The sequence below is a fragment of the Acidovorax sp. ST3 genome, from assembly GCF_003231145.1.
Taxonomy (GTDB): Bacteria; Pseudomonadota; Gammaproteobacteria; order Burkholderiales; family Burkholderiaceae_C; genus Acidovorax.
In genome coordinates, this window is record NZ_QKVP01000005.1 from 257,302 (window position 1) to 282,414 (window position 25,113).

General features: G+C 65.3%; 24 protein-coding genes and 1 riboswitch. Of the genes, 20 read left to right on the forward strand and 4 right to left on the reverse strand.

Annotated elements, in window-relative coordinates; genetic code table 11:
* Positions 1-90: 90 nt before the first annotated feature.
* The 9 genes from DNK89_RS17345 to DNK89_RS17385 all read left to right on the forward strand — a co-directional run bounded on the left by DNK89_RS17345 (position 91) and on the right by DNK89_RS17385 (position 8,214).
* Entirely contained in the window at positions 91-2,598 is a 2,508-nt protein-coding gene (locus DNK89_RS17345; protein ID WP_238990873.1) for a cation-translocating P-type ATPase, read from the forward strand.
* On the forward strand, positions 2,598-2,735 hold the full coding sequence (gene ccoS / locus DNK89_RS17350) for a cbb3-type cytochrome oxidase assembly protein CcoS (protein WP_010460651.1): 138 nt from the start codon (positions 2,598-2,600) through the stop codon (positions 2,733-2,735). The genes DNK89_RS17345 and ccoS overlap by 1 nt, the downstream gene beginning before the upstream one ends.
* Before the next feature lie 64 nt (positions 2,736-2,799).
* The gene (gene ccoN, locus DNK89_RS17355; protein ID WP_110961118.1) at positions 2,800-4,239 is read left to right on the forward strand and encodes a cytochrome-c oxidase, cbb3-type subunit I; all 1,440 of its coding nucleotides are present in this window, start codon (positions 2,800-2,802) and stop codon (positions 4,237-4,239) included.
* A gap of 18 nt (positions 4,240-4,257) precedes the next feature.
* Positions 4,258-4,890, forward strand: coding sequence for a cytochrome-c oxidase, cbb3-type subunit II (gene ccoO / locus DNK89_RS17360; protein ID WP_060987389.1), 633 nt, complete (start codon positions 4,258-4,260; stop codon positions 4,888-4,890).
* 16 nt (positions 4,891-4,906) lie between these two features.
* Positions 4,907-5,044, forward strand: a complete 138-nt coding sequence (locus DNK89_RS17365) for a CcoQ/FixQ family Cbb3-type cytochrome c oxidase assembly chaperone (RefSeq protein WP_015014811.1) — start codon at positions 4,907-4,909, stop codon at positions 5,042-5,044.
* A 24-nt stretch (positions 5,045-5,068) separates the two neighbouring features.
* Positions 5,069-5,983 (forward strand): cytochrome-c oxidase, cbb3-type subunit III, encoded by a 915-nt coding sequence (gene ccoP / locus DNK89_RS17370; protein WP_015014810.1) that lies wholly within the window; start codon positions 5,069-5,071, stop codon positions 5,981-5,983.
* Between the two features lie 92 nt (positions 5,984-6,075).
* The gene (ccoG, locus tag DNK89_RS17375; protein ID WP_110961119.1) at positions 6,076-7,521 is read left to right on the forward strand and encodes a cytochrome c oxidase accessory protein CcoG; all 1,446 of its coding nucleotides are present in this window, start codon (positions 6,076-6,078) and stop codon (positions 7,519-7,521) included.
* A gap of 64 nt (positions 7,522-7,585) precedes the next feature.
* Positions 7,586-7,864 carry a FixH family protein gene (locus DNK89_RS17380; RefSeq protein ID WP_015014808.1) on the forward strand — a complete coding sequence of 93 codons (279 nt, stop codon included), beginning with the start codon at positions 7,586-7,588 and terminating at the stop codon, positions 7,862-7,864.
* Positions 7,865-7,920: 56 nt separating this feature from the next.
* Positions 7,921-8,214, forward strand: a complete 294-nt coding sequence (locus tag DNK89_RS17385) for a hypothetical protein (protein ID WP_110961120.1) — start codon at positions 7,921-7,923, stop codon at positions 8,212-8,214.
* Positions 8,215-8,313: 99 nt separating this feature from the next.
* Here the strand turns inward: DNK89_RS17385 and fnr are convergent, their stop codons facing one another.
* The gene (gene fnr / locus DNK89_RS17390) at positions 8,314-9,036 is read right to left on the reverse strand and encodes a fumarate/nitrate reduction transcriptional regulator Fnr (RefSeq protein ID WP_015014806.1); all 723 of its coding nucleotides are present in this window, start codon (positions 9,034-9,036) and stop codon (positions 8,314-8,316) included.
* A gap of 189 nt (positions 9,037-9,225) precedes the next feature.
* On the opposite strand from fnr, the gene hemN reads away from it, so the two are divergent.
* The 4 genes from hemN (at position 9,226) to DNK89_RS17410 (ending at position 15,306) form a co-directional block, all read left to right on the forward strand.
* On the forward strand, positions 9,226-10,608 hold the full coding sequence (hemN, locus tag DNK89_RS17395; RefSeq protein WP_110961121.1) for an oxygen-independent coproporphyrinogen III oxidase: 1,383 nt from the start codon (positions 9,226-9,228) through the stop codon (positions 10,606-10,608).
* 5 nt (positions 10,609-10,613) lie between these two features.
* Positions 10,614-11,339 carry a sulfite exporter TauE/SafE family protein gene (locus tag DNK89_RS17400; protein ID WP_110961122.1) on the forward strand — a complete coding sequence of 242 codons (726 nt, stop codon included), beginning with the start codon at positions 10,614-10,616 and terminating at the stop codon, positions 11,337-11,339.
* 203 nt (positions 11,340-11,542) lie between these two features.
* The gene (locus DNK89_RS17405) at positions 11,543-12,865 is read left to right on the forward strand and encodes an HD-GYP domain-containing protein (protein WP_110961123.1); all 1,323 of its coding nucleotides are present in this window, start codon (positions 11,543-11,545) and stop codon (positions 12,863-12,865) included.
* Positions 12,862-15,306, forward strand: a complete 2,445-nt coding sequence (locus DNK89_RS17410; protein ID WP_110961124.1) for an EAL domain-containing protein — start codon at positions 12,862-12,864, stop codon at positions 15,304-15,306. The genes DNK89_RS17405 and DNK89_RS17410 overlap by 4 nt, the downstream gene beginning before the upstream one ends.
* Before the next feature lie 60 nt (positions 15,307-15,366).
* On the opposite strand, the gene DNK89_RS17415 is transcribed toward DNK89_RS17410, so the two are convergent.
* The 3 genes from DNK89_RS17415 to DNK89_RS17425 form a co-directional block, all read right to left on the reverse strand.
* Positions 15,367-16,182, reverse strand: a complete 816-nt coding sequence (locus DNK89_RS17415) for a sulfite exporter TauE/SafE family protein (protein WP_110961125.1) — start codon at positions 16,180-16,182, stop codon at positions 15,367-15,369.
* Positions 16,183-16,586: 404 nt separating this feature from the next.
* Positions 16,587-16,970, reverse strand: a complete 384-nt coding sequence (locus DNK89_RS17420) for a cell division protein ZapA (protein WP_110961126.1) — start codon at positions 16,968-16,970, stop codon at positions 16,587-16,589.
* Positions 16,967-17,191 carry a hypothetical protein gene (locus DNK89_RS17425; protein WP_015014799.1) on the reverse strand — a complete coding sequence of 75 codons (225 nt, stop codon included), beginning with the start codon at positions 17,189-17,191 and terminating at the stop codon, positions 16,967-16,969. Before DNK89_RS17425 ends, DNK89_RS17420 begins: the two co-directional genes overlap by 4 nt.
* A gap of 163 nt (positions 17,192-17,354) precedes the next feature.
* A riboswitch (cobalamin riboswitch) is annotated at positions 17,355-17,594 on the forward strand.
* Positions 17,595-17,676: 82 nt separating this feature from the next.
* On the opposite strand from DNK89_RS17425, the gene DNK89_RS17430 reads away from it, so the two are divergent.
* The 7 genes from DNK89_RS17430 (at position 17,677) to cobO (ending at position 25,098) form a co-directional block, all read left to right on the forward strand.
* Positions 17,677-19,560, forward strand: coding sequence for a TonB-dependent receptor domain-containing protein (locus DNK89_RS17430; protein ID WP_110961127.1), 1,884 nt, complete (start codon positions 17,677-17,679; stop codon positions 19,558-19,560).
* Complete coding sequence (locus tag DNK89_RS17435) at positions 19,557-20,939, forward strand: cobyrinate a,c-diamide synthase (protein WP_110961321.1); 1,383 nt, start codon at positions 19,557-19,559, stop codon at positions 20,937-20,939. The genes DNK89_RS17430 and DNK89_RS17435 overlap by 4 nt, the downstream gene beginning before the upstream one ends.
* Positions 20,936-21,529: a bifunctional adenosylcobinamide kinase/adenosylcobinamide-phosphate guanylyltransferase gene (locus DNK89_RS17440; protein ID WP_110961128.1), complete on the forward strand. Its 594-nt coding sequence runs from the start codon at positions 20,936-20,938 to the stop codon at positions 21,527-21,529. The genes DNK89_RS17435 and DNK89_RS17440 overlap by 4 nt, the downstream gene beginning before the upstream one ends.
* A 165-nt stretch (positions 21,530-21,694) precedes the next feature.
* Complete coding sequence (locus tag DNK89_RS17445) at positions 21,695-22,618, forward strand: ABC transporter substrate-binding protein (protein ID WP_110961129.1); 924 nt, start codon at positions 21,695-21,697, stop codon at positions 22,616-22,618.
* Complete coding sequence (locus DNK89_RS17450) at positions 22,618-23,700, forward strand: iron ABC transporter permease (RefSeq protein WP_110961322.1); 1,083 nt, start codon at positions 22,618-22,620, stop codon at positions 23,698-23,700. Before DNK89_RS17445 ends, DNK89_RS17450 begins: the two co-directional genes overlap by 1 nt.
* Positions 23,701-24,507, forward strand: coding sequence for an ABC transporter ATP-binding protein (locus DNK89_RS17455; protein WP_110961130.1), 807 nt, complete (start codon positions 23,701-23,703; stop codon positions 24,505-24,507).
* Positions 24,508-24,528: 21 nt separating this feature from the next.
* Positions 24,529-25,098: a cob(I)yrinic acid a,c-diamide adenosyltransferase gene (gene cobO, locus DNK89_RS17460; protein WP_015014792.1), complete on the forward strand. Its 570-nt coding sequence runs from the start codon at positions 24,529-24,531 to the stop codon at positions 25,096-25,098.
* The last annotated feature ends 15 nt before the right edge of the window (positions 25,099-25,113 follow it).

The following is a 25,113-nucleotide window of genomic DNA, read 5'->3' on the forward strand; positions in this document are numbered from 1 at the left end:
GATGGAACAAGCTTAGGATGAATCATGTTCCGGGGCTTGATCCAGGTCAATGTAGTTGTCATGCCCCACAGATAGGCTTGAACCATGTCCATGTTTCAACCCGGTGCGCCGGCTTCCTCTGCGGTGCATCCTTCTGACAGCGTGGCAGATCCGTTGCCGCCGCAGCGGGTAGAGCTGCTGGATGACCCACAGGAATGGCTGGCGTTTGGCCGACCCTGCACTCCTGCAGGTAGCCCCTTGCCGGGTGGTGCCGCTGACCCTGCCACGGCCGACGCCGCCGCCACCGCGTGGGACTCCCACGTGGTGCTGGAGGGCATGCACTGCGCGGCCTGTGCCCTCACGATCGAAGACGCACTGCGGGCCGTGCCGGGCGTGTTGCAGGCCGATGTGAGCGCCGCCACGCGCCGGGCCCGCGTGGTGTGGCAGCCTGGCCAAGTGAAGCCGTCGCAGTGGATGGAAGCCGTGCGCCACGCGGGTTACCGCGCCATGCCCGCCATGGATGCGTTTGCGCGCGATCAGCGCCTGCGCGAGAGCCGCCGCGCGCTGTGGCGCTGGCTGGTGGCGGGCTTTTGCATGATGCAGGTGATGATGTATGCGTGGCCCGCCTACGTGGCGCAGCCGGGCGACCTGTCGGGCGAGATGGAGCAGCTGTTGCGCTGGGCCTCCTGGGTCATCACGCTGCCCATGGTGGTGTTTTCTTGTGGCCCCTTTTTTACCAGCGCGTTGCGCGACATTCGTCTGCGCCGCGTCAGCATGGACCTGCCTGTGGCGCTGGGCATGGCCATCACGTTCGTGGTCAGCACGGCGGGCACTTTTGACCCTGCAGGCATCTTTGGCAAGGAGGTGTACTACGACTCCTTGACCATGTTTGTGTTCTTCCTGCTCACCGGCCGCTGGCTGGAGCTGCGCCTGCGCGACCGCACGGCGGGCGCCCTGGAGGCTGTGATGAACCGCCTGCCCGACAGCGTGGAGCGGCGCGCGGCGGATGGCAGCTTCGCCCGCGTAGCCACGCGGCGCATTGGGGTGGGGGACACCATCCGCGTGCTCCCCGGAGAGGCGTTTCCGGCTGATGGCCGCATCACGGCAGGCAACACCCATGCCGATGAGGCTTTGCTGACGGGCGAATCCGCGCCCGTGGCGCGCCCTGTGGGCAGCAGCGTGACGGCGGGCAGCTACAACCTGCAGGCGTCGGTCGAGGTGCTGGTGGAAGGCACGGGTGGGCAGACCCGCTTTGCGCAAATCGTGGCGCTGATGGAAAGCGCGTCGCTGCAAAAGCCCCGGCTGGCGCAGCTGGCAGACCGCATTGCGCGGCCTTTTCTGGTGGCCGTGTTGGTGGCAGCGGCGCTGGCCGCCGCCTACTGGTGGCCGTCGGACCCAGGGCATGCGCTGATGGTGGCGGTGGCAGTGCTCATCGTCACCTGCCCGTGCGCGCTGTCGCTGGCCACCCCGGTGGCCATGCTCACCGCCGCGGGCACGCTGGCGCGCCATGGTGTGTTGGTGCGCAACCTGCAGGGGCTGGAGGCGCTGGCGCAGGTGGACACCATGGTGTTTGACAAGACCGGGACGCTGACCCGCGACGGCATGGCGCTGCAGGCGGTACACCCTGCGGCCGGTTGCAGTGCACAAGAGGCGCTGGATCTGGCGGCAGCGCTCGCGCGCCAGTCGATGCACCCGGCTTCGCGGGCGTTGGCTGCGGCGGCTTCTGCACAGCAGCTGCCATTGGGGCGTTGGCAGGTGATGGGCCTGCAAGAGGATGCAGGGCAGGGGCTGACCGCTACGGTGGAGGACGCCACCGGGGCATTGGCTGCTCGCACGATCCGCCTGGGCTCTGCCCGCCACGCGGGCGTTGCCAACGATGCTGGCGGTGCTGCGCTGCAAGTCGTGCTCTCTGAACAAGCGTCTGATGGAGCCCTGATTGAGCTGGCCCGCTTCGACCTGGTGGAGGACCTGCGGGCTGAGGCGTCGGCCGTGGTGCGGGCCTTGCAGCAGGACGGCGTGGCCGTGCAATTGCTGTCGGGTGACCGCCGGGACGCGGTGCAACGGGTGGCCACGCAGGCGGGCATTGCCCATGCCCAGGGCGAGTGCACTCCGCAGGGCAAGCTGGCAGCGCTGCAGGCACTGCAGTTGCAGGGCCATCACGTAGCCATGGTGGGCGATGGCCTCAATGATGGCCCGGTGCTTGCGGGGGCCCATGTCTCTTTTGCCTTCGGCCGGGCCGTGCCGCTGGCGCAGTCCCGGGCGGACTTTGTGGTGTTGGGCGACAGCCTGGCGCTGGTGCCGCAAACCGTGCTGCTGGCGCGCCGCACCCTGCGCGTGGTGCGGCAGAACCTGTGGTGGGCCGCTGCCTACAACGCGCTGTGTGTGCCGCTGGCAGTACTGGGCTGGATGCCGGCCTGGCTGGCCGGGCTGGGCATGGCGCTGAGTTCGCTGCTGGTGGTGCTTAACGCAGCGCGCCTGGCGCGCGACCTGCCTTCCTTGCCAGGCTCGCACAGCGCGCCGTTGCCAACAGCTGCTTTGCCTGCGCGCCCCGATACCACGGCCAGCGGCACGTCGCAGCCGTCCCTTGATCTTTCGAAGACCCCACTGGAGCCTGTCTGATGGACATCCTTTATTTGCTGATTCCTCTGTCCGTCATGCTGGTGCTCCTGATTCTGGGAGGCCTGTGGTGGGCGGTGTACCACGGCCAGTTCGAGAGCGTCGAACAAGAGGGGGAGCGCATTCTCCGAGACGGTTGACTTGTGTCAATGCCCGATAGCCGCGACTGCAACAAACTCTTACTGCAATACAAAGAGGTGCCCGATGGATTTTCCAAAAACAAATGCTGCGCACTACAACGATACGGTAGTGCGGCAGTTCTCTATCCTGGCCGTGGTGGTGGGGGTGGTCGGCATGCTGGTGGGCGTCATCATCGCCGCCCAGTTGGCCTGGCCAGAACTCAACTTTGGCATTCCGTGGCTGAGTTATGGCCGCTTGCGACCTTTGCACACCAATGCGGTGATCTTTGGTTTTGGCGGTAGCGCGCTGTTTGCTACCAGCTACTACGTGGTGCAGCGCACCTGCCAGGTCCGGCTTTTTGCGGGTCCCCTGGCCGCATTCACCTTCTGGGGCTGGGTGCTGGTCATTGCGGCTGCGGTGGTCAGCCTGCCCATGGGCTATACCCAGGGTAAGGAATACGCTGAACTCGAATGGCCCATCGACATCCTGATCACGCTGGTCTGGGTGTCCTATGCCATCGTGTTCTTCGGCACCATTGGAACCCGTAAGGTCAAGCACATCTACGTGGCCAACTGGTTCTTTGGCGCGTTCATCCTGGCTGTGGCGCTGCTGCACCTGGTGAACAGCGCAGCCATCCCTGCGGGCATGATGAAGAGCTACTCGGCCTACGCCGGTGTGCAGGACGCCATGGTGCAATGGTGGTACGGCCACAATGCCGTGGGCTTCTTCCTGACCGCTGGCTTCCTGGGCATGATGTACTACTTCATCCCCAAGCAGGCGGGCCGTCCGGTGTACTCGTATCGCCTGTCGATCGTGCACTTCTGGGCGCTGATCTTCACCTACATGTGGGCCGGCCCACACCACCTGCACTACACCGCGCTGCCTGACTGGACGCAATCGGTGGGCATGGTGTTCTCGCTCATCCTGCTTGCTCCCAGCTGGGGCGGCATGATCAACGGCATCATGACCCTTTCGGGTGCATGGCACAAGCTGCGTGACGACCCCATCCTGCGCTTCCTGATCGTGTCGCTGTCGTTCTACGGCATGTCCACGTTCGAGGGCCCGATGATGTCCATCAAGACCGTCAACGCCCTGAGCCACTACACCGACTGGACCATCGGCCACGTGCACTCCGGCGCCCTGGGCTGGGTGGGCCTGATCTCGATGGGTTCGCTGTACTACCTGGTGCCCCGCCTGTTCGGCAAGGACAAGATGCACTCTGTCAAGGCGATCGAGCTGCACTTCTGGATGGCCACCATCGGCATCGTGCTGTACATCGCCGCCATGTGGATTGCCGGCGTGATGCAAGGCCTGATGTGGCGCGCGGTCAACCCCGACGGCACGCTCACCTACACCTTCGTGGAAAGCGTGAAGGCGACCTATCCCTTCTACGTGATCCGCGTGGCCGGTGGTCTGCTGTACCTGGGCGGCATGCTGGTCATGGCCTGGAACGTGTGGCTGACTGCCATCTCGGGCCGTTCGGTCAAGGTGGCCATTCCTGCAGTGAACACGGCCCACGCCTGAGTCCGAAGGAGATCATTCATGTCTAACAACAACACATCTGCTTCGACCGGTTTCACCCATGAAAAGGTGGAGACCAATAACTTTCTGATGATCGTGCTGATCCTGATCGTGATCGCCATTGGCGGTCTGGTCGAGATCGTGCCCCTGTTCTTCCAGAAGTCCACGACCGAGGCGGTCAAGGGTGTCGAGCCTTACAACGCCCTGCAGCTGGCAGGCCGCGACATCTATATCCGCGAGGGTTGCTACAACTGCCACTCGCAGATGATCCGCCCCTTCCGCGCAGAGACGCTGCGCTATGGCCACTACTCGGTGGCGGGCGAGTTTGTGTATGACCACCCCTTCCAGTGGGGTAGCAAGCGCACGGGTCCCGACCTGCACCGCGTGGGTGGCAAGTACAGCGACGAATGGCATCGCATCCACCTGAACAACCCCCGCGATGTGGTCCCGGAGTCCAACATGCCCGCATACCCCTGGCTTGAAAAGAACCAGGTGGACCCCGCAGTGATGGCGCCCCGCATGAAGGCCCTGCGCACCGTGGGCGTGCCTTATACCGATGAGCAGATCACGGCAGCGGCGGGCGAAGTCAAGGGCAAGACGGAGCAGGATGCGCTCATCGCCTACCTGCAAGTCATGGGCCGTGCGCTCAAGTAAGCAAAGGAGATATCCCATGGACATCACCACCATGCGCATCGTCGCCACCCTGGCATCGATGGCCTGCTTCATTGGCATCTGGGTCTGGGCCTACCGAGGCCGCAACAAGGCCCGGTTCGACGAGGCAGCCCAGCTGCCTTTCGAGACAGATTGACCTTCACCAGAACGAGAACACCCCATGAGTGACTTCACCAGCAATTTCTGGTCGGTCTTTGTGACCACGCTGACCCTGGTCGGCATCATCGCCTGTGGCATCCTGCTTTGGATGGCGGGCCGCAAGAAGGTGGTGGCCACCTCCGACAACACCACTGGCCACGTTTGGGATGAGGACCTGGTCGAGATGAACAACCCCCTACCGCGCTGGTGGGTGTGGCTGTTCGTCATCACCATCGTCTTTGGCCTGGGCTACCTGGCCGCCTATCCGGGCCTGGGCAGCTTCACCGGCAAGCTCAACTGGACGCAGAAGGGCGAGTACGAAGCCGAAATGGCCAAGGCGAAGACGGAGCTGGAGCCGCTGTACGCACGCTTTGCCTCCATGAAGCCTGAAGACGTTGCCGCCGACCCCCAGGCCCATGCCATTGGCGAGCGCTTGTTCATGAACAACTGCGCACAGTGCCACGGCTCGGATGCGCGCGGCAGCAAGGGCTTCCCCAACCTGACGGACAACGACTGGCTGCACGGCGGCACGCCCGAGAAGATCCGCGAGACGCTGGAGAAGGGCCGCATCGGCAACATGCCTCCCATGGCAGCCGCAGTGGGCTCCCCGGAAGACGTGCGTAACCTGTCGCACTACGTGCTGAGCCTGTCGGGCAGCCCCCATGACTCGCTGCGCGCATCGCTGGGCAAGGCCAAGTTTGCGGCCTGCGCAGCCTGCCACGGCATGGACGGCAAGGGCAACCAGGCACTGGGCGCGCCCAACCTGACCGATGACATCTGGCTGCATGGCTGGGGCGAGGCCGCCATCACCGCCATGATCAACAACGGCAAGGTCAACCAGATGCCTGCACAGGCCGAAAAGTTGACCGAGGCGCAGATCGGCGTACTCTCTGCCTATGTGTGGGGCCTGTCGAACAAGCAGGTGGCTGCACGCTGACCTGACTGCCGGGCGGTGCGTGAGACGCACCGCCCGGGTTTCCGTTTGAAGGCACCCCTTTTGCGCCTTAATTCCGTTCACAAAGCGACACCATGAGCACACCCAGCGAGCCGGCTCGCAAGGTCATCCCGATTACGCCAGTCGCGGCAGATGCGTCTTCTGCGGGCGAGATCATCTCGCTGTACGAAGCGCAAAAGAAGATCTACCCGCGTTCCATCAGCGGCCTGTTTGCGCGCTGGCGCTGGGGCATGGTGTTTCTCACGCAGCTGGTGTTTTACGGGTTGCCGTGGTTTGAGTGGGGCCAGCGCCAGATGGTGCTGTTTGACCTGGGGGCTCGCAGGTTCTACATCTTTGGTCTGGTGCTGTATCCACAGGATTTCATCTACCTCACTGGCCTTCTGATCATTTCGGCGTTGTCGCTGTTCCTGTTCACCGCAGTGGCCGGGCGTCTGTGGTGTGGCTTTGCGTGCCCGCAGACGGTGTACACAGAAATGTTCATGTGGATCGAGCACAAGATCGAAGGCGATCGCAGTGCCCGGCTCCGCCTGGACAACGGCCCCTGGACGTTCGAGAAGATCCGCAAGAAGTTTTTCAAGCAAGTGGTGTGGATCGCGGTGGCCCTGTGGACCGGGTTTACTTTTGTGGGGTACTTCGTCCCCATTCGAGAGCTGGGCAGCGAGCTGCTGGCGTTCCAGGGCAGCTGGCAGATTTTCTGGGTGCTGTTCTACGGTTTTGCCACCTATGGCAATGCGGGCTTCATGCGCGAGCAGGTCTGCAAGTACATGTGCCCTTATGCGCGCTTTCAGAGCGCGATGTTTGATAAAGACACGCTGATCGTTACCTACGACCCTGAACGTGGCGAGCAGCGTGGTCCGCGCAAGAAGAGCATCGACTACAAAGCCCAGGGGCTGGGCGATTGCATTGACTGCTCGCTCTGTGTGCAAGTCTGTCCGGTAGGCATCGACATCCGCAAGGGCTTGCAGTACGAATGCATCGGCTGTGGCCTGTGCGTGGACGCCTGCAACACCGTGATGGACAAGATGCAGTACCCGCGTGGGCTCATCCGCTATTCGACCCAGAACGGCGTGGCCAAGCACTGGACGCAGTCGCAGATGTTGCGCCGCGTGCTGCGTCCCCGCGTGCTGATTTACAGCGCCGTGCTGGTCACCCTCTGCGTGGCCATGTTGGCCAGCCTGGTGGTGCGCACGCCGCTAAAGGTGGATGTGGTGCGGGACCGCGCTGCGCTCTCGCGCATCGTGGCAGGTGGCAAGCTGGAGAACATTTACCGGCTGCAGATCATGAATGCCACCGAGGGCGAGCAGCGTTATCGCATCAGCGCGCGGGGCCTGGATAGGCTCGAAGTGGCTTCCGAGGCTGAAGTGGACATTGGCGCGGCAGAGTCTCGCTGGGTGGCCGTGCGGTTGCAGATTCCTTATGGTTCCGCCACGCCCGGGTCACATGCCGTTCAGTTTGATGTGCAGGCCGTAGGAGCAGCGGCTCATGTGACGGAAAAATCCGTGTTCCTTGTACCGCGTTGAGCGGTATTCCGGTGGGGCCCTTCGGGGCCGCACTTTGACCGATATTGTTGAGGAGTAAAGCACCATGTCTTCAAACCCTGCCATTGCAACCCCGGCGGCAACCGTACCCTGGTGGAAGTTTGGCCATGTGTGGCTGGTGATTGCCGGGCCTCTGATCGTGATCGTGGCGGGCTTTGTGACGCTGTGGCTGGCGATTTCGCGGCCCGACCCCGTGGTGGCGGAGGACTACTACCGCCAGGGCATCGAAATCAACAAGACACTGGTGGCGCCGGAAAAGAGTCTGGCGCCGGCCCTCAAGGCCCGCAACCACGCGGCCACCCCCGTGCAGGACCAACCACGCTGAAAACCCCAGGGTCGCGCACCCGGGCGACCCCGGCAGCACCAGGAGACAGAACCGATATGTGGACGCAACGCCTGATGTGGATTGCATGGCCCGCCTTTTTGATGGCGGGTGTGCTGGAGATGCTGGTTTTTGCCATGGTGGACCCCCAGGACCTGCATTGGTTCGGGCAGCCTCTGGCGCTGTCGCGGCAGGGGGTGTACACCCTCGCATTTTTTGTGTTCTGGGCCATCACCATGGCCACCAGCGCGTTGACCACGCTGCTGTCCATGTCACCGTTTGAGGTCAACCGCTGTCCCGTGCCCGACGGGGAGCGGCCTGACGATTGCCGCAAGACATCATCTTGCTCCTGAGTCTTTTCGCCAGTTGATGCAGGCATGCGGTGCATGCCGTTTTAGAAGAGACAGGCGGATTTTGTATGGGCCCAACCCTCAGCCTAGGAGGGACCGTAATCAGTGGCAGGTCTGCTGGCTGTTCACAATGCGTCGCAGGGCATCGGTGTCAAGGATGCGCACATGGCGCTGTTTGACCTCCACGATGCCTTCTTCCACAAATTTAGAGAAGGTGCGGCTCACTGTTTCAAGTTTGAGGCCCAGGTAGCTGCCGATCTCTTCGCGCGTCATGCGCAGCACCAGTTCTGATTGCGAGAAGCCCCGTGCATGCAGGCGCTGCACCAGGTTGAGCAAGAAGGCCGCCAGCCGCTCCTCGGCACGCATGCTGCCCAGCAGCAGCATCACACCATGTTCGCGCACGATCTCGCGGCTCATGATCTTGTGCACGTGGTGCTGCAGGGCCGTGACTTCGCGGGAAAGTTCTTCGATGCGGTCGAAAGGCATGACGCAGACCTCGGCATCCTCAAGGGCCACCGCGTCACAGGTATGGTGGTCGTTCACGATGCCGTCCAGCCCGATGATCTCCCCCGCCATCTGAAAACCTGTGACTTGGTCGCGACCGTCTTCGGTGGCCACGCAGGTCTTGAAAAAACCGGTGCGGATGGCATACAGGGACGTGAAGGACTCGCCATTGCGAAACAGCGTGCCGCCGCGCTTGACCTTGCGGCGGACAGCAACGACCTCGTCAATGCGCTGCAGTTGCTCTTCGTTCAAGCCCACGGGCATGCACAGCTCGCGGAGGTTGCAGTTGGAGCAGGCGACTTTGATGGTGAGCGGGTTCATAGACACATGGGCTTGGGTTAGCGGTCAAGCATATCGCGCTTGCCGTACACGAACCTGAATACAGGGCGCGGGCAAGCGGCTGACCTTCATCAAATTGTCGCCGTATCGCTTGCGGGTTCACTTGATGCAGGTCAAGGACATGTCCCAGAGCCTACGGCACAGTCAAGGTGTACGCAAGGAAATTTCCCCATGACTGCTGTTTCGCCAGACCTTCTGCGCCGCTTTGACGTGCCAGGGCCCCGCTATACATCCTATCCAACGGCCGACCGTTTCGTGGAGGCGTTTGGTCAGGAAGACTACGTGCTGGCGCTGCAACAGCGCCGCTCGGGCACGCTGGCCAAGGCCATGCCGCTGTCCCTGTACGTGCACATCCCGTTTTGCGAATCCCTGTGCTACTACTGCGCCTGCAACAAGATCATCACCAAGCACCATGACCGCGCCGAGGTCTACTTGCGCTACCTGAGCCGCGAGATCGACCTGCACACCGCGCACTGTGGCGTGGGACAGGTGGTGAGTCAACTGCACCTGGGTGGAGGCACGCCCACCTTCCTCTCCGATGCGGGCCTGCGAGAGCTGATGGCCATGCTCAAGCGCAGCTTCACGCTGGCGCCTGGGGGGGAATACTCCATCGAGGTGGACCCTCGCACCGTCAATGCAGAGCGTCTTGCACTGTTGGCTGAGCTGGGTTTTAACCGGCTGAGTTTTGGCGTGCAGGACTTTGATGCCGAAGTGCAGAAGGCTGTGCACCGCATCCAGCCCGCCGAACAGGTGTTTGCGCTGGTGGAGTCTGCGCGTTCGTTGGGCTTTGACTCGGTGAATGTGGATTTGATCTACGGCCTGCCGCGCCAGACGCCCGAGTCTTTTGACCGCACGCTGGCCCAGGTGGCGCAACTGCGGCCTGACCGCATCGCGCTGTATGCTTACGCGCACCTGCCAGAGCGTTTCAAGCCACAGCGCCGCATCATCTCTGCGGAGTTGCCCACGGGCGCGAGCAAGCTCTCCATGTTGTCGCGCTCGCTCGATGCCTTCATGGATGCTGGATACGCGTACGTGGGCATGGACCACTTTGCGCTGCCCACCGACGCCCTTGCCGTGGCCAAGCGCCAGGGGCGCCTGCACCGCAACTTCCAGGGCTACAGCACGCAGCCGGACTGCGATTTGATCGGTCTGGGCGTATCGGCCATTGGCCGTGTGGGGGCAACCTACAGCCAGAACTCCAAGACGCTGGATGAGTACTACGACTTTCTGGACCAGGGGCGGTTGCCCGTGGTGCGCGGGTTGGCGCTCACGCGCGACGACCTGGTACGCCGTGCGGCCATCATGGCCCTGATGTGCCAAGGGGAACTGTTGTTCGAGCCGATGGAGCAGGCGTGGCTGATCGACTTCCGTCAGTATTTCGCGGCGGAGTTGGCCCAATTGGAGGGCATGCAGGGGCAAGGGCTGGTGCGCGTTGGGCCTGAGGGCATTGAAGTGACCGCGACCGGTTGGTTCTTCGTGCGGGGCATCGCCATGGTTTTTGACCGCTATCTGCAGGCAGATCGCAACCGCGCCCGGTTTTCGCGCATCATCTGATACCTATGCTTGCCACGGTTGGCTGGACTGCTCTGCTCATGGGACTCGCCGGCGGGTCCCACTGCCTGGCCATGTGCTCCGCGCCCTGTGGAGTACTTGTGGGGCAGGGCGGTGCGCCACTGGCGGAGGGCAGTGCCGAGCGGGTGGTGCGCTGGGCGCCACGTGGCGGCGTACTGCAGCGCACCGTAGCCTTTCATGCGGGGCGCCTGGTGGGCTATGCCAGCGCCGGTGCATTGGCGGCCTTGGCCATGGACAGTCTGGCATGGCTGACCCAGCAGACCACCGCGTTGCGTCCCGCCTGGACGCTGATGCACGTGGCGGTGATGGCCTGGGGGCTCATGATGATGGTGCAGTCGCGCCAGCCTGCTTGGGTGGAGCAGGCGGGTCGGTCCGTGTGGGCGCGTGTTCGACCGCTGGTCGGGGCGCCAGGCGGCGTGATGGCGGCCGGAGTCCTGTGGGCCCTGATGCCTTGCGGGTTGCTCTATTCGGCCCTGTTGGTCGCCGCGCTCAGTGGAGGGGCGCTGGAGGGGGCCCTGACCATGGCCCTGTTTGCCGTGGGCAGCGGGGTCTGGCTGGTGGGTGGCCCTTGGGCTTGGAGCAGCCTTCGCAACCGCCTGAATCTCGCACGGGCTCAGTGGGGCACGAGGGCCGCAGGCGCCATGCTGTGCGCGGTCGCTGCCTGGGCGTTGTGGATGGATCTCATTTACAAGCCGTCGCTCTGGTGCCGCTGAACGCGCTGCGCTGATTCGTCCTGTCATCCCCAATCGCCCGCTGGTTCCAAGCGGAGCGATGCCTCAGCCCAAGCTACTGCGGTGCTCCAATCAGGCCCGATTTCTGCCAAGTGTTGCCGGATCGCTGCGCGGTCTGCCGGTTCTTCGCCACGTCACTGGAACTGGTGATAATCTGCGTAACTATTGGTGGCATTGATGTCGCCATGTATCGTGCGCCTGACGTGAACTCATCCATCCTCATCGACATCAGCCAACTGCGTGTCGGCATGTACATCCAGCTCGACGTGGGCTGGATGCACCATCCGTTCCCGACCAGCAGTTTCCGGGTGGCGTCGTCGGAACAGATCGCCACCTTGCGCGAGCTGGGGTTGACCGAGGTACGTTACGTCCCCAAAAAGAGCGATCCAGAACTGCAGGAGCTGGTGCCTGCTGCCTGGAGCGTGCCCGAGATGACAGCCCCACCGCCCAACGGCCTGGATGCGCCCGGGCCTGGGACGGCCACTGTCGTAGACCCCGAGGCACAGCGTCGCCGTGAGCTGCTGGAAGCACAAAACCGGGCCTTGGCCGCCTGCAATCAGCGTTTCTCAGAAGCCACCCGTCAGTACCAGTCCATGGAGCGCACGGTTTCCGAGCACCCGGACCAGGCCAGGGCCAAGGGCGAGGCGCTGGTCTCTGGATGCGTGACCGAACTGCTGGAAAACGGCGACTCCGTCATCCGGCTGCTGTCCGAGGGCGTGGGCGAGCGCAACGGATTGCATCCGATCAATGTGATGGTGATTTCGTTGCTGCTGGGGCGGTCCCTGGGCATGAAGAGCGAGGAACTGCACGATCTGGGTGTGGCCGCATTGATCCACGACATTGGCAAGCTCAAGCTGCCGCCCAATCTGCGCCAGCCCACCCCTTCCATGATCCCCATGGAGCGGACACGCTACGAGACCCACGTGGCGGAATCCGTTGCCCTGGCCAAACGCATGGGGTTTGCCGATGCAGTGCTCACGGCCGTGGCGCGGCACCACGAAATGTGTGACGGCAGTGGTTTTCCCCAGCGCCTGAAGGGGCCCGATCTGGGGCGCATGAGCCAGGTCCTGGCGCTGGTCAACCAGTACGACCGCATGTGCAACCCGGCCATGGGAGTAACGGCGCTGACGCCCCACGAGGCGCTCTCCGTCATCTTTGCCCAGCTCAAGGCCCGTTTTGATTCGGTGGTCCTGGGGGCTTTCATTCGCATGATGGGGGTCTACCCGCCCGGCTCCATCGTGCAATTGGTCAATGACCGGTATGCCATCGTGGCCTCGGTCAACTCGTCGCGGCCGTTGCGGCCCAAGGTCATCGTGCACGACCCACGGGTGCCCAAGGAAGAGGCGCCGATCCTGGATCTGGAAACTGTCCCTGAACTGGGCATACGGCGCAGCCTCAAGCCCGCACAACTGCCGCGTGACGCGCTGGACTACCTGTCTCCCCGGCAGCGGATCTGTTACTTTTTTGAGCGAGCGGTCAGTCCCGGCCCTGACGAGGCTGCGGCGTGAACGATCTCCAATCGCTCGGGTGGCTGGATGGCCTGCAGGAGGCCGTGTGGCTCCTGGATGAGGCCAGCCAACACATCCTGCAAGCCAACGCAGGCGCCGCGCGCCTCACCGGGTTGTCTGCCGCCGCCATGCGAGGGCGGTCTGTGCTGGACTTGGCCAGCACGCCCCAGGAGCTGGCGTTCTGGTCGGAGCCAGTCGATGTGATTGCGCAGGGCGTGACTGCCCATACCAGTTTGCTGCGTGCTGATGGCAGCTTGGTGCCGGTGCAACGTTGTGTCCGGCGTGTGCCTTGGGGGGAGGGTGGTAGTACGGTGCTGCTGCTGACCATGCTGGACCGCAGCCTCCAGGAGACCACTGAGCGTGAACTGGAGACACTGTTGTCCGAGCTGCGTGCCACGCTGGATTCTGCCGCTGATGGCATGCTGGTGTGTGGACTGGATCGCCGTGTGCGCGCATTCAACCAGCGTCTGGCCCAGCTGTGGAACCTGCCGCGCCAGTTGCTGGTGGAGCGCGACGATGCGGCGGTGTACGCCTTCATGGCGGACCAGGTGTCGGACCCCCGCTTCTATGCCGAGCGCCTGGCAGCCATCGACCGCGAACCCATGCAGGAGAGCACCGACATTGTCGAGCTGCGCAACGGCGTGGTGCTGGAGATGCGCACGGTGCCGCAGTTCAGCCAGGGCCGTGCGGTGGGCCGTGTGTATTCGTTCCGGGACATCACCCGGCAGACTGAGACACAAGCCAGCCTGCGCTTGGCCGCGCGCGTGTTTGAGTCCAGCCTGGATGCGATCTTCATCGCCGACAGTCAGCACCGCATCATGCGGATGAACCCCGGGTGTGAGCGGCTGGTCGGCCCTACGGCCAAGGGTTTTGAAGGCTGTGTGGCTGCCTCGCTTTTTGGAGGAGGCTCGGACGCCTCCTTCATGGAGCAGGTGCTGCAGGGCTGGGCCAAGGATGGCTTCTGGGAGGGGGAGTTGTGGCTGCCCCGTGACAACGGCGCTTACTGCGCGGTGCAGCTGTCGTGGGTGGCCCTGCGTGATGACGAAGGGCGGCTGGTGCAGAGCATCGGCTTCATGCGCGACCTGACGCTGCAGCATGCCGCGCAAAAGCGCATTGAAGAGCTGGCCTACAGCGACGCACTGACAGGTCTTCCCAACCGTTTGCTGCTCTCGCAACGCGTGGATACCGCCATCCAGGGGGCGCGCCAGAGCGACACCGGCTTTGCGATCCTGTTCCTGGACATGGACCGCTTCAAGATCATCAATGACTCCCTGGGCCACCCTTTTGGAGACCGGGTGCTGCAGCTGGTGGCTGAACGCCTGCAGACCTGCTTGCGGCAAACCGACATGCTGTGCCGTCTGGGCGGGGATGAATTTGTCATCTACCTGCATGGGGGGGATGCATCGGTGGCCGAAAGTGTGGCGCGCCGGATTCTGGACGACATGCTCAAGCCCTTCATGCTCGACAGCATGGGCTTCTCGATCCAGTGCAGTATCGGCATTGCGCTGTACCCGCAGGATGGCGCTACGTTGGACGACCTGATCAAGCAGTCCGACACCGCGATGTACCGGGTCAAGGAGCGTGGGCGCGGCAGCTACGGCTTTTACCAGCCGCAGATGAACGCCAACCTGCTCGCGCGCATGCAGATGGAGCACGCCATGCGCCAGGCGCTGGGTTTGCAGCGCATGGCCGTGCACTACCAGCCCCAGGTCAATATGGCGACCGGGCGCATCACCGGGGCCGAGGCGCTGCTGCGCTGGACGGACCCCGAGTTTGGCGCGGTATCCCCTGCAGTGTTCATTCCGCTGGCGGAAGAATCGGGCTACATCGTGACACTGGGCGCCTGGGTGATGGAGCAGGCGGTGCGCGAGGCCGCACTCTGGATGCACAGCGGCTCGCCCATCATGATTTCCGTGAACGTGTCAGCGCTGGAGTTTCGCCAGCCCGACTTTGTGGACCGCATCACGCGCCTGCTGGCGGTGCACCAGCTGCCCCCCACCTTGCTGGAACTGGAGCTGACAGAAACCATCCTGCTGCAGGACGCACAGGAGATGGAGCAGCGTCTGCGCGTGTTGGCGGACCTGGGCATCGGCCTGGCGATCGACGATTTCGGCACCGGCTATTCGAGCCTGGCCTATTTGAAAAAACTCCCCATCCACAAGCTCAAGATCGACCAGTCTTTTGTGCGTGGTCTGCCCGACGACGACGGCGACCGGGCCATTGTCAGCGCCATCATCAGCATGGGCCGTGCCATGCACATCGAAGTGGTGGCTGAAGGGGTGGAGACTGAAACCCAGCAGGCGGTGCTGCAGCAAATGCAGTGCGAGCACTACCAGGGCTTTTTGTGCGCGCCCGGGCTGCCGGCCGACCAGTTCCGCGCCCTGCTGAGCAAGCCCTTGCCGCTCAAGGCCCAGGGGCGCCACCGGCCTTTGAACACCTGACGCCGAGCGCGCAGATGTTGCGACGCGGCGGACTGCAAAGAGTCCGCCTCTGTTTCGGCCTCAGGCGGCCGAAACGCCTTTCCACAGCATGTAAGCCGCCAGGCCAAACAGCAGCGACGCGAACACGCGCTTGAGTTGCTTGACGGGCAGGTTGTGGGCCGCTTTGGCACCCAGCGGGGCCGTCAGCACGCTACAGCTCGCAATCACGCCCAGTGCTGGCAGCCAGATGTAGCCCAGGGATGCCGGGGGCAAGCCGCTCACGTTCTGTCCGCCAATGGCGTAGCCGATCACGTTGGCCAGCGCGATGGGAAACCCCAGCGCGGCGCTGGTGGCCACCGCGTTGTGGATGGGCACATTGCACCAGGTCATGAAGGGCACGCTGACAAAGCCGCCGCCCGCGCCGACCAGGCCCGACAGAAATCCGATCACGCCGCCCGCCGCCACCTGGCCTGCGCCGCCCGGCATCTGGCGCGTGGGCGCAGGCTTTTTGTCCAGAAACATCTGCGTGGCCGAGAAGCTCACAAACAGTGCGAAGAAGATCGCCAAAAACGAGCCCTTGAGCAGCGCAAACACACCCAGGCTGGCGATGAACCCGCCCAGCACGATGCCGGGCGCCAGGCGCGTGACAATGTACCACCGCACCGCGCCACGCCGGTGGTGCGCGCGCACGCTGGAGATAGAGGTGAACATGATGGTGGCCATGGAGGTGGCAATTGCCATCTTCACAGCCAAGTCGGGCGACACCTGACGCGCGCCCAGGATGTAGGTCAGGAACGGCACCAGCAGCATGCCCCCGCCGATGCCCAGGAGTCCCGCCAGAAAGCCTGTGGCCAGGCCGAGCACACCGAGTTCAACAATCAGCAGGGGATCGAGCATGGCGGGATGTCAGTCAAAAAAGAACAACAGAGCACGCGGGAAGCCGCGAGAAAATGCCCTGCCACGTAAGCACCAGCGGGTGCTTGCGATAACAGGGCATGGGGAAGAGGGTGTCTGCGAATGCCACCGAACTCTCATCCTGAACCGGGGGTTCAGGTGGGCGAGGGCAGCCTGGCGTTGGGTTCATCTGACGCGAGATGATCACGCTCACCGGACGATGTACCAAGCCCGAGCTCAATGAGCATTGGTTCAAGGAAATATAAAGCCCGACAGCTTCGCAGACCCGACCATTGTAGGTGCTGCCAGCGGGCGCTGTGCGCTCGGGGGCATGTAAAGCCCGCAAGCGGCTGTGACGAGCGGGTAAGAGGCGCAGCGTGCCTCAGCACACCCACAGCACGCGGGGGCTAGAGCAAGCGCCCGTCATCGCCCAAAGCGTCGTCAAGGCGCTGGACCAGGCTTTGCAGGCGTTGCTGGTCGGTATCTGGCAACAGGCTTTCCTGGTGTCCCGCCATGGGTGCGCCGGGGCTGGGGCTGGGGCTTGCGGGCGGTGTGGCCACTGGCTGGTTTGCGGCCGCAAGGTCTGCCGCTTCGCGGTCGGCGATCTCGAAAGCCAGGTTCAGGGCCGCCAGCACGGCGATGCGCTCGCGTGCCCGGACCTTGCCTGCATCGCGGATGCGCGTCATGGCGGTGTCCACGCGTTCCACGGCGTCGAGCAGGCGGCTTTCGTGGCCCTCGGGGCAGGACAGCAGATAGCTTTGCTGCAGGATCTGCACCTCGATTTGCTTCATTCGGCTTCTTTCGTGAGCGGCGCGGCAGCGGGAAGGCGTTCGAGCAAGGCATCCACCCGGGCGCGTGCTGCGCTCAAGCGGGATTTGAGCGAATCGCGCTCCTGCGTCAGTGCCGCAACTTGATCAGCCAACAGGGCGTTGGTGCGCTGCAACTCTGCATGTCGCAGCAGCAGGCGTTCCACGCGCTCGGCGATCTGGTCGGTGGGGGACGGTATTGCCATACAGCCTCGGATTGTAGGCTGTGTGGCACCGAGCGGACCCTGGCCCCGGTCTGCGGTGGTGTGCCACACGCAACACAGAACAGATCACCGTGCATCACTGGCCGTGCGGGTGCCCGGATGAGTTGTTTGCCTGTTCTGCCGCAAAAAGGACGCTTGTAAACGGTCGTAAAATCTCGATGTTGGTGCTCGCGGCGTGGTTCACATGCCGCAGTTCAACGGGAAGCAGGGAGGCGCCGTACCACCGGTACCCGCCCAGCCTGCGCTGCCCCCGCAACGGTCAGCGGACGAATCGCCCGATTCTCTCTCCATCCATAAGCCACTGGGCGCCTTGAACAAGCGCCTGGGAAGGCATTGGGGGGGTGTTCCGCCAGCCCGGATACCGGCCAACACGGTGGCTGCGTGCGTCCTTTTTTTGGCGCTGCGCGGCTGTATCACCCACACGCTGGCGGGAGGCCGGCCCGGGTTGTTTGTTGACCTTGATCCCCATGAAAATCCGTACCCTTCGTGCGCGCCCTGTGGCGTTGTTGTGTCTGCCCGCCCCACGCCTGGCACTGCTGTCACTGTTGGCTGGCAGCGCCTGCGGCGCTTTCGCACAGACCGCCCCGGCCTCCGGCGAGCTGTTGGCGCAAAACCTGCGCGCACCGTCGTTGTCTGAAACCGTGGTGGCCGCCACGCGCACGCCGCAGCCGCTGGCCGACCTGGTGGCCGACATCTCCATCGTGGACCGCGAAACCATCGAAACCAGTGGCGCTACCGGCTTGGCGGACCTGCTGGCCCGCCTGCCTGGTGTGGAGTTCTCGCGCAATGGCGGCCCCGGGACCACGACCGGTGTGTTCCTGCGTGGCGCGGAGTCGCGCTTCACTGCGGTGTACATCGACGGGGTGCGCATCGACTCGCAGTCCACCGGCGGCGCACCCTGGGAGAGCATTCCGCTGGGCCTCATAGACCGCATCGAAGTGCTGCGTGGCCCGGCGGGCGCCGTGTATGGCTCGGACGCCTTGGGTGGCGTGGTGCAGATCTTCACCAAGCGCGGTGAGAACGGTACGGCGCCTTACGTGGGCATCGGCGTGGGCAGCCACAACACCACCAAGCTGGAAGCCGGGATCAGCGGTGCCAGTGGCACGCTGGACTATGCCCTGGGGCTGGCGCGAGACGACAGCAAGGGCTTCAACGCGCGCCCTGTCGCCGGGCAGAACCCGGACCGCGACGGCTACCGCTCCACGGCGGGCCATGCGCGGGTCGGCTTACAGGTGAACGCCGTGCACCGCCTCGAAGGCACGCTGATGGTCAACGACACCAACAGCGGCTACGACAGCGGCCTGGGCAAGGACGACCGCAACCTGCACACCCTGCACGCGCTGGGCCTCAACTGGACGGCCCAGTGGAACAGTGCCTACAAAACGCGCTTTTCCATCACCGACTCGCGCGACGAATACGAAACACGCCCCTCGCCCTACCTGAGCGAAACACGCCTGCGAGGCTACTTGTTCCAGAACGAATGGCGCCAGGGCGCGCATCTGGTGACGGCCGCGCTGGAGCGCCGCGAGGACCGCCTGGAGAACCAGCCCATCGACGCCAAGCGATCGCAAGACGCGCTGGCGCTGGGCTACGGTTACAACGCCGCCGGCCACACGGTGCAACTCAACCTGCGCCACGACTCCGACAGCGAGTTCGGCGGCAAGGGTACCGGCAGCGTGGCCTATGGCTATGCGATCACCCCGCAGTGGCGTGCCACGGCGTCGGTGGGAACGGCCTTCCGTGCACCCACGCTGTACCACCGGTTCAGCGAATACGGCGTGGCCACGCTGCGTCCTGAAAGCAGCCGCAATGCCGAGGTGGCGCTGCGCTACGCACAAGGCAATAGCACCTTCTCGGCCACGCTGTTTCGCAACCGCGTGAGCAACCTGATCTCCTTTGGCGGCGCGGGCACTTGTGCCTCCAGCTTTGGTTGCTATGCCAACACCGCCCGGGCCGAATACAAGGGCGTGACGTTTACTGGTTCGCACCGCCTGGGCGACGTGCAGTTGCACGGCTCCATCGACCTGCAGCGCCCGCGCGACCTGGACACCGGCAAGCAACTGGCACGCCGCGCCAAGCAGCACGCCACCTTCGGCGCCGACACGCGCCTGGCGGGCTGGACCGTGGGTGCCGAGGTGCAGGCTTCGGGCCGCCGCTTCGACACTGTGGCCAACACCAACGTGCTGGGCGGCTACACCCTGGTCAACCTGTACGCCAGCACCCGCATTGCGCGCGACTACACGCTGCTGGCCCGCATCGACAACCTGGCCGACAAGGACTACCAGCTGGCCCGCACCTATGCCACCGCAGGCCGTACGGTCTACGTGGGTGTGAAGTGGGCACCGCAGTGAACCTTGCCACGGCCACTGCTGCCCGCTGCCCGGCGCTGCTGATCGCGGCCCCGGCCTCCGGGCAGGGCAAGACCACCGTCACTGCCGCCCTGGCACGCCTGCATGCGCGCCAGGGGCGGCGTGTGCGGGTGTTCAAGTGCGGGCCGGACTTTCTGGACCCGCACTGGCACCAGCTGGCCAGCGGTGCACCCGTGCACCAGCTCGACCTGTGGATGAACGGCGAGGCCGACTGCGCGCAGCGCCTGCATGATGCGGCGTGCGAGTCGGACCTGATCCTCATCGAAGGCGTGATGGGCCTGTTTGATGGTGACCCCAGCGCGGCCGACTTGGCACGGCACTTTGGCGTGCCGGTGCTGGCGGTGGTCGATGCCTCGGCGATGGCGGGCACCTTTGGCGCGCTGGCCTACGGCCTGCGCCACTACCGGCCGGGCCTGCCCTGGGCCGGTGTGCTGGCCAACCGTGTGGGCAGCGCGCGCCATGCCGACATGCTGCGGGACGGTCTGCACGATGCCGATGACTGGATGGGCGCGCTGATGCGGGTGCAGCCCGGCAACGCTCCGACAACCGGCAAGGCCGGTGCCGCACTGCTGCCCGAACGCCACCTGGGTCTGGTGGCCGCACACGAGCTGGACGACAGCCTCCAGCGGCTGGATGCTGCGGCCGACGCGCTCGCCGCCACGCCGCTGGGCCAGATGACGCTGGATGACCTGCAGGGCTGGGCCGTGGACTTCCCTGCGCCCTTGTCGAAGATTGCCGTGCCTGCGCTGCTCGCAGGCCGCACAGTGGCCGTGGGGCGCGATGCGGCGTTCTGCTTCATTTATGCCGCCAACGTGCAGTGCCTGGAACAGATGGGCGCGCGCGTGGTGTTCTTCTCGCCGCTGCACGATGCCGCATTGCCTGATTGCGACGCGGTGTGGCTGCCTGGCGGTTACCCCGAGTTGCACACCGCGCAGATCGCTGCCAACACCAGCATGTTGGCCAGCCTGCGCGCCCATGTGGCCGCGGGCAAGCCCCTGTGGGCCGAGTGCGGCGGCATGATGGCACTGTTTGAATCCATCACCCTCGCGGACGGCAGCGTTGCCCCGCTGTGGAGCCTGCTGCCTGGCCGCGTGACCATGCAAAAGCGCCTGGCAGCGCTGGGCCCGCAGCACCTGACGGTGGCCGGGCACACGCTGCGCGGCCACACCTTTCACTATTCGACCAGCGACAGCAGCGCCCCCGTGGTGGCCCGCACGGCCCGCCCCCACGAGGCCGTGGCGCCCGACACGGGCGAAGCGCTGTACCAGCAAGGCAGCATCCACGCCAGCTACTTCCACGCGTGGTTCCCGTCCAGCCCCGAGGCGGTGGCGCACCTGCTGGGCGGTGAGGGCCACGCATGACTTCGGCCCTGCATCCGATCACCACCGAACTGATCCTGGGCGGCCAGAAGAGCGGTAAATCCCGCCGCGCCGAACTGCTGGCGCGCGATTGGCTGGCGCAGTCTGCCGACCACCGCGCCGTGCTGATCGCCACCGGCCAGGCCTGGGACGACGAGATGCGCGAGCGCATCGCCCGCCACCAGCGCGATCGCGCCGAGCGCGTGCCCGGCCTGCGAACGGTGGAAGAGCCGCGCGACGTGGCGGCAGCCCTCACGCGGCTCAGCACGCCGCAGACCCTGGTGGTGGTGGACTGCCTCACGCTGTGGCTGACCCAGTGGACCATGCCGATGGGGTTCGAAACCATGAATTCAGAGCAAAACCAGGCGCAAGCGCAAGAGTGGCATGCCCAAGCTGCTATGTTTTTAGAAGCGATTCGGCAATCCCCCGGGCCCGTTGTTCTGGTGGGCAACGAAATAGGCCTGGGGGTCATCCCGATGGGGCGCGAAGTGCGCGCCTTTGTGGATGCGCTGGGCACCCTCAACCAGCAGGTGGCGCAGGTCTGCCCCCGCGTTACGCTCATGGCCGCAGGCCTGCCTCTCAAACTGAAATGAATCTCCCCCTGAGTCGCTTCGCGCCTTCCCCCTCTTTCGCTTCGCGGGAGGGGAACGCCGTCTGTGCGGCGGGGCGGCCCTTGCACGACGGCCCTCGTCTGGATCGCGCCAGTTTCGAGCGCGGTGGGTTGCTTTGTGCGGCAACGAATTCACTGAAATAGAACTATGAAACCCACCCCCGTGCGCCGCATCCTCTGGGTGATCGCCATCCTCATCGTGCTGGGCCTGCTCATGGCCGGGCTGGCGCGGGCGCAGCCGGTGCAGGTCACCGACGACCGGGGCCGCGTGGTGACGCTGCCGCGCCCGCCCCAGCGCATCGTGAGCCTGCTGCCTTCGCTCACCGAAACGATCTGCGCGCTGGACCAATGCCACCGCCTGGTGGGCGTGGATCGTTATTCCAACTGGCCCGAGTCCGTCACCCGCCTGCTGCAGGTGGGCGGTGGGCTGGACCCCAACATCGAGGCCATCGTGGCGCTGCGGCCCGATGTGGTGCTGATGGCCACGTCGTCCCGCGCCTCGGCCCGGCTGGAGCAGCTGGGCCTGGCTGTGGTGGCGCTGGAGCCCAAGACCCACGCCGATGTGCAGCGCGTGATAGGCAAGCTGGGCCAGGTGCTGGCCGTGCCCGATGCCCAGCGCGTGTGGCGCCATATCGACGCAGCGGTCGAGGCCGCCGCGCAGTCCATGCCGCCAGCGGCACGGGGCGTGCGTGTGTACTTCGAGGTGAACCGGGGGCCGTACGGTGCAGGGGCCTCGTCGTTCATTGGCGAGACGCTGACCCGGTTGGGCGCGCGCAACATCCTGCCCGCGTCGCTCGGGCCGTTTCCCAAGCTCAACCCCGAGTTTGTGGTGCGAGCCGACCCCGACCTGATCATGGTGGGCGCGCGCAGCGTGGAGGGCCTGACCGAGCGGCCGGGCTGGAGCAGCCTGCGCGCCCTGCGCGAGCAGCGGCTGTGCGTGTTCCCGCCCGAAGATGCCGATGTGCTGGTGCGCCCCGGCCCGCGCATGGCCGAAGGCGCACGCATCATGGCCCGCTGCCTCGCCAGCAAGGCCGCGCCCGGTGCCAAGGCGCCTGCGGCGGTGCGCCCATGATGGGATCGGTGGTGCAGCGCGGTCGCTGGCTGGCGGGCCTGCTGCTGCTGGCCAGCGCGCTGCTGGTGCCGCTGGGCACCGGCGTGGGCAGCGTGGGGCTGGAGAACCTGTGGCCCGCGCTGTGGGATCACAGCGTCGACCCCGCTGGGAATGCGGCACGGGACATGGCCTGGCAGATCGTGTGGGAGATCCGGCTGCCGCGCACGCTGGGCGCTTGGTGCGCCGGTGCGCTGCTGGGGCTGGCCGGTGCTGTGGCGCAAGGCCTGTTCCGCAACCCGCTGGCTGACCCGTACCTGCTGGGCAGTGCCTCGGGCGCCTCTCTGGGCGTGGCCACGGCGCTGGCGATGATGGGCGGCGCTGCGGGCATGGTGGGCAGCGCCAAGGGCGCGGCCGTGGCCATGGTGTTTTCGGGCCACTGGCTGGTGCGCCTGGGCCTGACCGGAGCGGCGTTTGCCGGGGCGGTGCTGGCAGTGCTGCTCACGCTCGCGCTGGCGCGCGGTGTGCAGCACACATTGCGCCTGCTGCTGGCCGGGGTCATCGTGGGTGTGGTGCTGGGAGCATTCACATCGCTCATCCTGCTGCTGTCGCCCGACTCCTTGCAGGCCATGCAGGCGTTTCTGCTCGGCTCCACCGGCTTTGTAGGCTGGACCTCGTGTCTGCTGATGGCCGGAGTGTGGCTGCTGTGTGTGGTGGCCGCCTGGGCGCTGTCGCGCGTGCTGGATGGCCTGGCGCTGGGCGAGGCCACGGCCCACAGCCTGGGCTTGCCGCTGGCACCGCTGCGCGCCGCGCTGGTGGCGGTGCTGGCCCTGGCCACCGGCACAGCCGTGGCGCAGACGGGGCTGATTGCTTTTGTGGGCCTGGCCGCGCCCCACCTGGTGCGGGCCGTGGTCAAGGTGCCGCACGGCCGCCTGATGGGGCTGGCCAGCCTGATGGGCGGGGTGCTGCTGGCCGGTGCAGACCTGCTGGCGCGGGGGCTCATCGCGCCGCAAGAGCTGCCCGTGGGCGTGCTCACCGCCGTGCTGGGTGGCGGCTACCTGCTGTGGCTGATGCACCGGCGCACCGGACCGGGAGGCGTGCTGTAAATGCGCAATGCTCCTGAAAACATAGCTGTCAGCGCCAACGGGATCAGCGCCAGCATCGGAAAACACCCCATATTGCACGGCATCACGCTGCACCTGGCGGCGGGCCGCTGGACCAGCATCGTCGGCCCCAACGGCGCGGGCAAGTCCACGCTGCTGCGGGCCCTGGCGGGCCTGCTGCCTTGCACGGGCAGCGTGCAGTTGCTGGGCCGCCCGCTGGCCGCCTGGCACCGCAGCGACCGGGCGCGGGCCCTGTCGTGGCTGGGGCAGAACGAGGTGGCCGCCGACGACCTGCTGGTGTACGACGTGGCCATGCTGGGCCGCCTGCCGCACCAGCCCTGGCTGTCTCCTCCCAGCGAGGCCGACCACGCCGCCGTCGAGCAGGCCCTGCGCGCCACGCAGGCCTGGGACTGGCGCCACCGCGCGCTCTCGCAGCTCTCCGGCGGCGAGCGCCAGCGCGTGCTGCTGGCCCGCGCGCTGGCCGTGCAGGCGCAGGTGCTGTTGATGGACGAGCCTCTGGCCAACCTGGACCCGCCCCACCAGACCGACTGGCTGCTGCTGGTGCGCGAGCTGGTGGCCCAAGGCAAGACGGTGGTCAGCGTGCTGCACGAAGTCTCGTTTGCGCTGCAGGCGGATGATGTGGCTATCGTTGCAGCTGGCCGCCTGCGCCATCATGGCTCCACCCAGGACACCCACACCCACCGCGCGCTGGAGCAGGTGTTTGACGACCGCATTGCCATCCACCCGGTGGAGGGCCAGTGGCTGGCCTTGCCCCGTTTGCTGCCCCGCCGCACCCCGGCGGAGCAATGACCTCTGATTGAAAGACACGCTATGCAGATCGAAGCCGCCCCCACCGAAAAACGCTACGAGAAGGCCGAAGGCGAACGCCGGGGCCTCATCATCGTCAACACCGGCGACGGCAAGGGCAAAAGCACAGCCGCCTTTGGCCTGGCGCTGCGCGCCCATGGCCGGGGCAAGGCCGTGAAGATTTTCCAGTTCATGAAGGTGCCCACCGCGCGCTTTGGCGAGCACCGCATGTTCGAGCAGATCGGCCTGCCCATCGAGGGCCTGGGTGATGGCTTCAGCTGGAAGAGCAAGGACCTGGAGCACTCGGCCCAGCTCGCGCGCGACGGCTGGGAAAAGGCGCGCGCCGCCATCCTGTCGGGCGAGCATTTTCTGGTGGTGCTGGACGAGATCACCTATCCGCTGATCTACGGCTGGCTGCCGCTCGACGGCGTGCTGCAGACGCTGCGCGAGCGGCCCCGAGACGTGCACGTGTGCCTCACCGGCCGCCGCTGCCCGCCCGAGATCATCGAGCTGGCCGATACCGTGACCGAGATGCAGATGGTCAAGCACGCGTTCAAGGCAGGCATTCCTGCGCAGCGCGGCATTGAAGACTAGGGCCCGGCCCTCGTG